The organism is Mesorhizobium sp. M7A.F.Ca.ET.027.02.1.1 (genome assembly GCF_004022985.1).
GTDB lineage: Bacteria > Pseudomonadota > Alphaproteobacteria > Rhizobiales > Rhizobiaceae > Mesorhizobium.
This window is the reverse complement of sequence record NZ_RZOL01000016.1, coordinates 26,086-36,440: the sequence shown is the minus strand read 5'-3', so window position 1 is coordinate 36,440 and position 10,355 is coordinate 26,086. Positions and strand designations below refer to the sequence as shown.

The 10,355-nt window shown below is 63.3% G+C and carries 9 protein-coding genes; all 9 read left to right on the top strand.

The window, feature by feature from the left end; all coding sequences use genetic code 11:
* Positions 1 to 491, top strand: a 491-nt coding sequence (locus EN749_RS03775; RefSeq protein ID WP_281061868.1) for an acyl-CoA dehydrogenase family protein, incomplete at its 5' end; no start/stop codon positions are given.
* A 63-nt stretch (positions 492 to 554) separates the two neighbouring features.
* Positions 555 to 1,103 carry a flavin reductase family protein gene (locus EN749_RS03770; RefSeq protein WP_127811173.1) on the top strand — a complete coding sequence of 183 codons (549 nt, stop codon included), beginning with the start codon at positions 555 to 557 and terminating at the stop codon, positions 1,101 to 1,103.
* A gap of 391 nt (positions 1,104 to 1,494) precedes the next feature.
* On the top strand, positions 1,495 to 3,030 hold the full coding sequence (locus tag EN749_RS03765; RefSeq protein ID WP_127811172.1) for an FGGY-family carbohydrate kinase: 1,536 nt from the start codon (positions 1,495 to 1,497) through the stop codon (positions 3,028 to 3,030).
* Positions 3,027 to 3,803: a DeoR/GlpR family DNA-binding transcription regulator gene (locus tag EN749_RS03760; protein ID WP_127269804.1), complete on the top strand. Its 777-nt coding sequence runs from the start codon at positions 3,027 to 3,029 to the stop codon at positions 3,801 to 3,803. The genes EN749_RS03765 and EN749_RS03760 overlap by 4 nt, the downstream gene beginning before the upstream one ends.
* Positions 3,804 to 3,853: 50 nt before the next feature.
* Entirely contained in the window at positions 3,854 to 5,512 is a 1,659-nt protein-coding gene (locus EN749_RS03755) for a glycerol-3-phosphate dehydrogenase/oxidase (RefSeq protein WP_164748772.1), read from the top strand.
* Between the two features lie 423 nt (positions 5,513 to 5,935).
* Positions 5,936 to 6,946 carry a sugar-binding transcriptional regulator gene (locus EN749_RS03750; protein WP_128287373.1) on the top strand — a complete coding sequence of 337 codons (1,011 nt, stop codon included), beginning with the start codon at positions 5,936 to 5,938 and terminating at the stop codon, positions 6,944 to 6,946.
* 33 nt (positions 6,947 to 6,979) lie between these two features.
* Complete coding sequence (locus EN749_RS03745; RefSeq protein WP_127269798.1) at positions 6,980 to 7,636, top strand: DUF2291 domain-containing protein; 657 nt, start codon at positions 6,980 to 6,982, stop codon at positions 7,634 to 7,636.
* Positions 7,633 to 9,174 (top strand): sugar ABC transporter ATP-binding protein, encoded by a 1,542-nt coding sequence (locus EN749_RS03740; RefSeq protein WP_127318214.1) that lies wholly within the window; start codon positions 7,633 to 7,635, stop codon positions 9,172 to 9,174. The genes EN749_RS03745 and EN749_RS03740 overlap by 4 nt, the downstream gene beginning before the upstream one ends.
* 26 nt (positions 9,175 to 9,200) lie before the next feature.
* Positions 9,201 to 10,334, top strand: a complete 1,134-nt coding sequence (locus tag EN749_RS03735) for an ABC transporter permease (RefSeq protein WP_128362587.1) — start codon at positions 9,201 to 9,203, stop codon at positions 10,332 to 10,334.
* The last annotated feature ends 21 nt before the right edge of the window (positions 10,335 to 10,355 follow it).

The window sequence follows — 10,355 nt, the reverse complement described above, 5'->3', positions numbered from 1 at the left end:
GCCTCGCCGCAATCGGGCATACCGGTTGGGCTCTCGGCACTGGGCGGCGGATGCTGGACGAGATCGCCAAGTTCGCCCGCAGCAAATCGGGTCGCGCCGGCCTGATAGGCGAGAGCGAGAAGTTCTGGCACGACTATGGCCGCGCCGAAGCCCGCTATCGCGCTGCCCGCGCCTTCGTCTTCGAAGTCTGGCGCGACATTGAGGCGACGGTCGAGGCCGGCAACAGCGTATCGACGCGACAGATCAGCCTTGTCCATCTGGCCAAATCCGAGATTCACGAGGTTGGCGTGGATATCTGCAATTTCGCCTACCGCGCCGGCGGCGGCGCGTCGCTGCGCGCCGGCGTGATCCAGCGCACCTTCCGCGAGATGATGGTGGCGGCCAACCATTTCACGATCGCGCCATCGATCGTCACCTCGGCCGGTCGCGACATCGGCGGCCTGTGGAGCGATCGCACCTGGCAGTTCTACGACCTGATCGAGAAGAAGTAGTCCGCAAGGGCCGTCCGGCAGACGCCGTCCGGCCCTTATTCACGCTGCAGAAGAGAGACGTCGATGAGCTTCCCGCATCCGATGACCAACGCCTTCCGCGAAGCCTTTCGCCACCATCCGGCCGGTGTTGCCGTGATCACGGCCGATCCCGGCGGCAGGCCGGTGGCGATGACCGTATCCTCGCTGATCTCGGTAAGTGCCGCGCCGCCGGTCGTCGCCTTCTCGCTCTCGATGAAATCGACTTCGTCCGAGCCTTTGCTGCGGGCCGAGACCATGGTGATCCACCTGCTGCGCTTCACTGATATCGACCTGGCGCAGCTCTGCGCGTCGAGCGGCGCGGAACGCTTCCCTCCGGGAGGCGCCTGGGCGCGGCTGCCCACCGGCGAACCGCGCTATACCGGCGTTTCGACCTGGTTCCGCGCCCGTCGGCTCGGCGTCCTGCCGATCGAGGGCGCGACACTGGTCGCGGCCGAACTCCTTGACGGCGAGGTACAGCCGGACGAGGTCCCCCCGGAGGCGCATTCGCTTGTTTATCTCGACCGTCGCTGGCATCGCCTGCACAAGGAACTGGACGGGGTGGCTGAGCTTCTTGAGTCGTCGCGTTTTCTTTGAACGGCGCCGAAGCGGCGCGGGTTATCAGGTCGTTGCGCAGGAACTCGCAAAGCCAGTCGAAGCGCGTTCGGCGTCAATCGTACCGTGCTCTCTGGCTCCCAGCGCGGGGTTGAAGCCTATCCGGCCAGTTGGGCACTAGCCGGAACTTCGTCCGCATCGGATGCGGTACGAGGGGATGGCAATTTTCGTCGCAGATGACGTCAGACATATCCGCAAAATATCTCACGTATTGACGTTAACTTAACATGCTACTATGGTCTTTTTACCGCGTCGGATGCGTCGCTTTTGTATCACCGTTGCTCGTTGATTGTCGTCATGCCTGTCATCCCTATCCCAACCTGCAGGTTTGCCTTGCAGCGCCCTTCACCAGTTGCTGAAAGCGGCGGCGCCCATGCCCAGTCTGCTCGGAATCGATAACGGTCTCACGGTCACCAAGGCGGTGATCTTCGATGCCGATGGCACGCAGTTGTCGGTGGCGCGTCGGCGGGTTCCACAATCGATACCCCATCCGCATTGGGTGGAGCGCGACATGGCCGGCCTCTGGCAAGCGACCGGCGATGCAATCAAGGAGGCGATTGCCCTTTGTGGCCGCCCGGCGGACGACATCAGGGCGGTGGCGGCGACCGCGCATGGCGACGGCCTCTATTTGCTCGACAAGGATCGTCGGCCGCTAGGGCCTGGAATCCTGTCGCTCGACAGCCGCGCTGGCAAGATTGTCGAGCGATGGTCGGCGGACCGGGTCTTCGAAGATGCGCTAGGTCGAACAGGCCAGGCGCCGCACGTTTCGGCTCCGTCGGCGCTGCTGGCCTGGATCAGGAAGAACCAACCCGACCGCTATGGCCGCATCGGGCATATACTGGCCTGCAAGGACTGGCTGCGCTTTTGCCTGACCGGCACGATCGGCACCGACCGTACCGAGGCCAGCACCTCATTCACGGATTTCCGCACGCAGGATTACGCGCTGGAAGCGATGCGCATCTTCGAACTGGACGATCTTTTCGACGCGCTGCCGCCGATGGCGCATTCGGCCGAGATCGCCGGCCACGTTACCGCCGAGGCCGCCGACATGACCGGCCTTGCCAAGGGGACACCGGTGGCGAGCGGCCTGCATGACGTAACTGCCTCCGCACTTGGCATGGGCGGCCATGAGGAGGGTGTGCTTGCCATTGTCGCCGGGACCTATTCCATCAACGAAGTGGTCTCTTCGCAACCGCGCGTCGACCCGCGTTGGCTCTGTCGCAACGCCATCGACGCCGGCCGCTGGAACAACATGGCGATCTCGCCGGCCTCGACCGCGAACTACGATTGGTTTCTCGACACGTTCTGCCGCTCGGAACAGGAGAGGGCATCGGTCGGTGGTGGCTCGATCCACGAGGTTTTGGCGGCAGAGATCGACGAGGCGCTTAAAAAGCGGTCGACCATCCTGTTTCATCCTTATCTGTTCGGCTCCCCCTTTGGCGATGTCGCCAGCGGCAGCTTTGTCGGCCTTCATGGCTGGCACAATCGCGGCGATATGCTCAAGGCGGTTCTGGAGGGCATTGCTTTCAATCATCGTACCCATGTCGAAGCCTTGCGCGACGGCTTTGCCATCAGCGAAATCCGCCTGACGGGCGGCGGCTCGCGCAATCCGGCCTTCGTCCAGATGTTTGCCGATGTGCTGAACGCCCCGGTCACCGTCACCTCGACCGACGAGGCTGCGGCGTTTGGCGCTGCGCTTTGCGCTGGTGCGGCGGTTGGCATCTTCGCGACGCCGCAAGAAGGCGCCCGGCAGGTCGGCATGACGGCGCGCCAATACGAGCCAGTGCTGGCCTCGAGTGCTGTGTTCAACGAGCGCTTTTCCCTCTATGGCCGCATAGCCGGTGCGCTCGTGCCGCATTGGCCCGACATCGAGAAGCTGGCGCGGCCAGACACCGAGGGGACCGCATGATCAAGGCCGACGAACGACGCGAAGAGATCGCCGACTATGTGATCAAGCTCGGCCAGGTACGCATCGACGATCTGGTCGAGCATTTCGGCGTATCGCGCATGACCATCCACCGGCACATCGACCGGCTGGCGCAGCAGGGCGTGTTGCGCAAGCTGCACGGTGCGGTCACGGTTCAGCCTTCCGGTCTCTACGAAAGCGCCTTCCGCTACCGGGTGACGGTCAACCGGGCCGAAAAGGATGCGCTGGCGCGGACAGCACTCGATTATATCGAAGCTGGCCAGGTGGTGATGCTGGACGATTCGTCAACGGCAAATGCGGTCGCTACGCTCCTGCTCGACGTCAAGCCGCTGACCGTCATCACCAACTCAGTGGCGACGGCTGCACTGCTGACCCATGTCGACGAACTCGACTTCATCTGTCTCGGCGGCCAGTACCACAACACCTACAACGCCTATATCGGCATCGTCTGCGAGAACGCGGTGGCGCAACTGCGCGCCAATGTGCTGATCTGTTCGGCTTCGGCCATCACCGGAACCACCGCCTTCATCCAGGATCCCAATGTCGTGCGGGTCAAGCAGGCGATGATGGCCGCATCGGTCAAGCGTATCCTTCTGATCGACCATGCCAAGTTCGACAGGATCGCGCTGCATGTCTTCGATGATCTGACCAGCTTCGATGTCGTGCTGGCGACCGAAGGCCTGGGCGATGCGCGGGCGCAAGCCCTCGAACGGGCCGGCGTGAAGCTGCGCATCGTCAAGACGAAAGCGCCATGAGCTCGAGCGAAGCAATACGTACGGAAAATCCAGCCGGGCGTCTGGCCGCTATGGCCGGAGCCGGGGAGGTCGACGTCGTCATTCTTGGCGCCGGCATCAACGGGGCAGGGCTGTTTCGCGATCTGTGCGCGCAAGGCGTCAGCTGCCTGATCGTCGACAAGGCGGATTTCGGCTCCGGCACGAGTGCTGCGCCATCGCGGCTCATTCATGGCGGTCTGAAATATCTCGAAACCGGCGAGTTCAGGCTGGTGGCGCAGTCGACGCTCGAACGCAATTTGCTTTTGAAAAACGCGCCGCACTATGTCAGCCCGCTGCCAACGGTCATCCCGATCTTCTCCTGGAGCAAGGGCATGCTGGCTGCGCTGCGGACGCTGTTCGGCTCGACCAGCGCGCCGCGCAGCCGTGGCGCCGTCCTGATCAAGATCGGCCTGATGATCTATGATTTCTATGGCTCGCGAAACCAGGTCATGCCGCGTCACCGCATGGTCGGGCGGCGCCAGGCGCTCAGTGAGATGCCGGCGCTCGCCCCCTCGATCGTCGCCACCGGCACCTATTACGACGCCAAGATAAGCCACCCCGAGAGGCTCGTGCTCGAACTGATCCTCGATGGGCTGCAGGCAAACGAGGCCTCGGCCAGCGCGAACTACACGGCGCTGGCGAAGTCCGCCGATGGCGTGCTGACGTTCCAGCCGGAAAACGGCGCGGCCTTTTCGGTGCGGCCGAAGCTGGTGGTCAATGCCGCCGGTCCATGGATCGACGATGTCAACGATTCGCTAGGCGCGCCGTCGAAGATGATCGGCGGCACCAAGGGCTCGCACATCCTGTTGAAGCACGACGAGCTGGTCAAAAGCCTGGCCGGACGCATGCTCTATTTCGAGGCCGATGACGGCCGCATCTGCCTTGTCTACGACTATCTCGGCCTGGCGCTGGTCGGCTCCACCGACATCAAGGCCGACAACCCCGACGCGGTGCGCTGCGAACCTGACGAAGTCGAGTACCTGCTCGACAGCGTACGGACGCTGCTGCCGGGGATGGCGTTCGAGCGCGACCAGATCGTCTATGCCTATAGCGGCATCCGGCCGCTGCCGGCCTCGGATGCATCGGTGCCCGGCTTGATCAGCCGTGACCACTCGGCGCCCGTCGCCGAGCCGGATCGGAACAGACCATTCGCAGTCATCTCGCTGATCGGCGGCAAGTGGACGACCTTTCGCGGCTTCGCCGAGGAAGTCGCCGACACCGTGCTCGGCCGCCTGCAGCGCAGCCGCAAGGTGACGACGCAGACCATGCCGATCGGCGGCGGCAGGGATTTCCCGGCTGATGCTGCAGCGCGAGCAAGTTGGCTGGCTCTGGCTCACTCGGAGACGGGCGCTGGAGAACGGCGTCTCGAGGCGCTGCTGTCGCGATATGGCACCAGAGCCACGCAGATCGCCACACATGAGCCGGATGATGAGGGCCGACTGCCGGATTCAGAAAGCTACAGCCGATCGGAAATTGACTACATCGTCCGCACCGAGTTCGTCGAACATCTGGCCGATATCGTCATGCGCCGCAGCACCCTGGCGATATCAGGGTCACTGACGGGCCGGGATCTGCAGGAGATTGCGACGATTGCCGGACGGGCGCTGGGCTGGAGCGCCGGGCGCCTCGCAGAGGAAGTCGAGGCCGCCGCCCTGGAACTCGAGGACCGGAACCTGATGCGGCTGGGCTGATCATTCCGTCGCCGATGCTCTTTCCCAAGGCAATCCGGTCGGTTTGCCTAAGGATGCGTCGCATCCCCAATCGCTCAACTCACAGGTGGATTGGGATTTTGCCGATGTCAGATATTATTATGGAGAAACAGCTAGTTAGAAAATAATTAGATAGCCGATGGCTGTGAAATTCTACTGGCTCAAGCACGAAATAACACAGATTGACGTTAAATTAACATAGCCGTATGATCGAGTAACATGCTCACCTGCTAATGGGTCGATGTTGCCCGCCGAAATGCCGGCAGACCGGCGTTTCGGGAAGGGCGAGACCTGTGAATTCCCCATATGTGCATGCGCCAAATCCGGCGAGGGATTGACAGCGATGCAGAGATGTGAAAATTTTTGCACACAAAGATAATAATATCATCTCAGGGAGGAGATGTCTTGAAATCCGGCGGAGCCGCTAACCGCGATCATGAGTCCAGCCTCGCCACCCGCGCGGCCTGGCTTCACTATGCCGGGGGTCTGACGCAGGCCCAGGTGGCCAAGCGGCTCGGCCTGACCAGCCTCAAGGCGCATCGGCTCATCACCCGGGCCACCCAGGATGGCCTTGTCAGGGTGATCATCGACGGCGATGTCGGCGAATGCATCGACCTCGAGCAGCAGCTGATCAATGCTTACGGGCTCGATTACTGCGAGGTCGTTCCCGATCTCGATCAGGACGAGCTGCCGCTGAAGGCGCTTGGCATCGCCGGCGCTCAGTTTCTGAAGCGGGAGATCGATCGCGGCGAGGACATGCTGATCGGCGTCGGCCATGGCCGTACCCTTGCCGCAAGCGTCGAGTATCTGACGCGCACCGCCGCTGCCCATATCCGTTTCGTCTCGCTGCTTGGCGGCGTGACGCGCAAATTCGCGGCCAACCCGCACGATGTCATGCATCGGCTGGCCGAGCGGACCGGCGCGCAGGCTTATGTGATGCCGGTGCCTTTCGTCGCCAACACCGCCGAGGACCGTGAAGTGCTGCTTGGTCAGCGCGGCATTAGCGATGTCTTCGACCTCGCAAGCCGGTCCGACCTGATGTTCGTCGGCATAGGGACCGCCGAGCGGGAAGCTTCGTTGGTCGCTACCGGCATGATCGAACATTCCGAAATCGATGAGGTGAAACGCGATGGCGGCGTCGGCGAGCTGCTCGCCCACTTCTTCGACGACAAGGGGCGCCCGGTGGAAACGGCGCTGTCGGACAGAATTCTCGCGCTTCCGCGGGACCAGTTGAAGGGCCGCCGGATCGTCGCCGTCGCCGGCGGCAAGATCAAAGTGCGTGCCATCAAAGCGGTGCTCGAAAGCCGCTATCTGAGCGGCCTGATCACCGACGAGTCCACCGCTCGTGCCCTTGTCGAACAGAACAAACCCAATGGCGCGAAGCGCCATGTGAACGGAGGATCGTCAAATGCGTGACAAGCGCGGATCAGCCTTGCTGGCGGTTGCGTCATGAGCGCGAAAGCCGCCACCGCATCGACCAGGCCGGCTTCGCCCGCCCTGCGTCGGGCACTTGCCGGCGCCGCGGTTGTCGTCCTGCTCGGCGCCATGGCGCTCGACACCAAGGTGGTCAGGATCGGCTCTGCCGGCGATGTCCGCAGCGCCGTGTTTTCCGCCGCTGACTACGGCAAGTCGGAGTTTCCCAAGGTGCAGGCCGATGTCGAGGCACGCGCCGCCGACGCGGTGACGGTGGCTGCTGCTATCGCCAAGGACAGGGCGACGGCGGAAAAGGAATATGGCGTGCCGGCGGGCGTCGGACCGGTCATCTCGGTCAAGTTCACCGGTGTCGTCGGCGAAGGAAAATCCGGCATCTACAAGGTCGCCGTCGAAGGCGTGCCGGACACGCTGATGATCCGGGTGCAAACGGGACCGGCGATCAACGGCACCGAGCTTCGCGACGCCACCGGCAAGATCACATTCGGCCAGTTCACCAACCAGATCGAATACCAGGACGCCGGTTCGGCGCTGAACAACGAGATGAAGAAGGAAGTCCTGGCCAAGGTCGACACCAGCACCTTGACCGGCAAGACCGTATCGGTGGTCGGCGCATTCAAGCTGGTCAACCCGAAGAGCTGGCTGGTCACTCCGGTGAGGCTGGAGGTCAAATGAGCGCGGCTGCAGACACCGGACCCGCGACCGGCGACGCCGTGCTTTCGGCGCGCAACATCGTCATGTCGTATGGCGGCGTTCATGCGCTCAAGGGCGTCAATTTCGACATCCATCGCGGCAAGGTCACGACGCTGTTCGGCGAGAACGGCGCCGGCAAGTCGACGCTGATGAAGATCCTGTCCGGCGTCGTCACGCCGACATCCGGCGACATCGTGCTCGACGGCAATCTCGTCAGCTTTTCCTCATCCTCGGACGCGCGCGATCGCGGCATCTCGATCATCCACCAGGAACTCAGCCTGGCGCCGAACCTCAGCGTTCGCGACAACATCTTCATGGGCCGCGAACTGCGCACCAGAACCGGCCTCGACTTCGCCGAAGAATCGCGCCAGGCGCGCGCGCTGATGGCCGATCTCGAAGAGGACATCGACCCGATGACTCTCGTCGAGGATCTGCGCCTGGGTCAACAGCAGATCGTCGAGATCGCGCGGGCGCTGTCGGTCGATTCACGCATCCTCATCATGGACGAGCCGACCTCCGCGCTCAGTGCAACCGAGGTCGAGGTGCTGTTCAAGGTGATCCGCGATCTGACCAGCCGCGGCGTCTCCATCGTCTACATTTCACATCACCTCGAAGAGGCGCTGCAGATCACCGACTACGCCGTTGTCCTGCGCGACGGCGCCATAACGGCGACGGCCGAGGCCAGGGACATCGACCTCGAGTGGATCGTGCGCAACATGGTCGGCGAGAATTTCGATCTCGGCTCGCCGCCGACCGGTCATGCGTTCGGCGAGGTCGCCCTTTCGATCGAGGACGTCAGCGTCGTTGACACTTCGGGCTCGGGCTATTCCGTCGTCGATCACCTGTCGCTGGACGTCAGGGCCGGCGAGATCGTCTGCATCTATGGGCTAATGGGCGCCGGGCGCACGGAGTTGCTGGAAGCCGTCGCTGGACGGGTGCCGATGGCGGGTGGCCGCGCGCTGCTGGAAGGCGAGGACGTCTCGGGGTTGAGCATTGCCCAGCGCATCTCCAGAGGGCTTGTGCTGGTCCCCGAGGACCGCCAGCGCGACGGGCTGGTGCAAACGATGACCGTCGGCCGCAATCTCTCGCTCGCCAGCATCGAGGCGTTTGCCAAGGGGCTGTTTCTGTCTCGTTCCAGGGAGCGAGAGCTGGTCGAAGACTCGATCCGCAAGGTAACCGTCAAGACCGCTGGTGGCAACGCCATGATCGGATCGCTGTCTGGCGGTAATCAGCAGAAGGTCGTCATCGGCAAGATGCTGACGACCAACCCCAAGGTCATCCTCCTCGACGAGCCGAGCCGCGGCATCGATGTTGGCGCCAAGGCCGAGGTCTTCCGCTTGTTGAGCGAACGCGCCGCTCAAGGGCTTGCGGTCGTCTTCTCGACCTCTGAGGTCAACGAATGCCTCAGCATTGCCCACCGCATCGTCGTCATGCGGCGTGGCAGGATTTCAGCTGAATTCGGCGCCAACGCCACCAAAGAGCAGATCATGGCCGCCTCCGGCGAAGCCGTGGTCGCCTGATCACCAGAATTTCGGAGCCCAGACCCATGACCGACGTCAGCCAGGCCAGAAAACAGTCCAGTCCAAGCGCGGCCGCCGAAGGCTTCGATCTCGCCAAGCTGCTGCTCGAGGGCCGCGCCTTCTTTGCCCTGATCGTCATCATCGTCGTCTTCTCGATCCTGTCGCCCTACTACCTCTCGGTGGCGAACTTCCTGACCATGGCTTCGCATGTCGCCATCTTCGGAATCCTCGCGATCGGCATGCTGCTCGTCATCCTCAATGGCGGCATCGATCTGTCGGTGGGGTCGACGCTAGGCTTGGCCGGCGTCGTTGCCGGATTCCTGATGCAAGGGGTGACGCTGACCTGGCTGGGCGTCGTTCTCTATCCGCCGGTCTGGGTGGTCGCGGTGCTGGCCTGCATGCTGGGCGCGGTCGTCGGGCTGATCAACGGCGTGCTCATTGCGCGCTTCAAGGTTCCGGCGTTCGTCGCCACGCTCGGCGTCATGTACATGGCACGCGGCCTGGCGCTGCTGATGACCAGCGGCCTGACCTATAACAATCTCGGCGGCAAGCCGGAGCTCGGAAACACCGGCTTCGATGCGCTTGGCTTCAACCGTCTGTTCGGCGTGCCGACGGGCGTCGTGGTTCTCGCGATTATCGCGCTCATCGGCAGCATCGTCCTGAACCGCACCGCTTTCGGGCGCTGGCTCTACGCCTCGGGCGGCAATGAACGCGCGGCCGAACTCTCCGGCGTTCCGGTCAAGACGGTCCAGATTTCCGTCTATGTGCTGTCGGGCATCTGTGCCGCCATCGCCGGCCTGATCCTGTCCTCGCAGTTGACGTCGGCTGGACCGACCGCCGGCACCACCTACGAACTGACGGCCATCGCGGCCGTCGTCATCGGCGGCGCGGCACTGACCGGCGGCCGCGGCAACATCCGCGGAACCCTGCTCGGGGCCTTCGTCATCGGCTTCCTGTCCGACGGTCTGGTGATCATCGGCATCTCATCCTACTGGCAGACAGTGTTCACGGGCGCGGTCATCGTGCTCGCCGTGCTCCTCAATGCCGTTCAGTATCGCCGCCGTAGCAAGCTCCCAAGCGCGACAGGTGGCCAACCGACTTCTCAGAAACGGGGGAAGGCCGAACCGGCCAATCCTGCCCAAGGGAAGACTGCCAGGTGAACTGGCAGCAACACCGCGTAA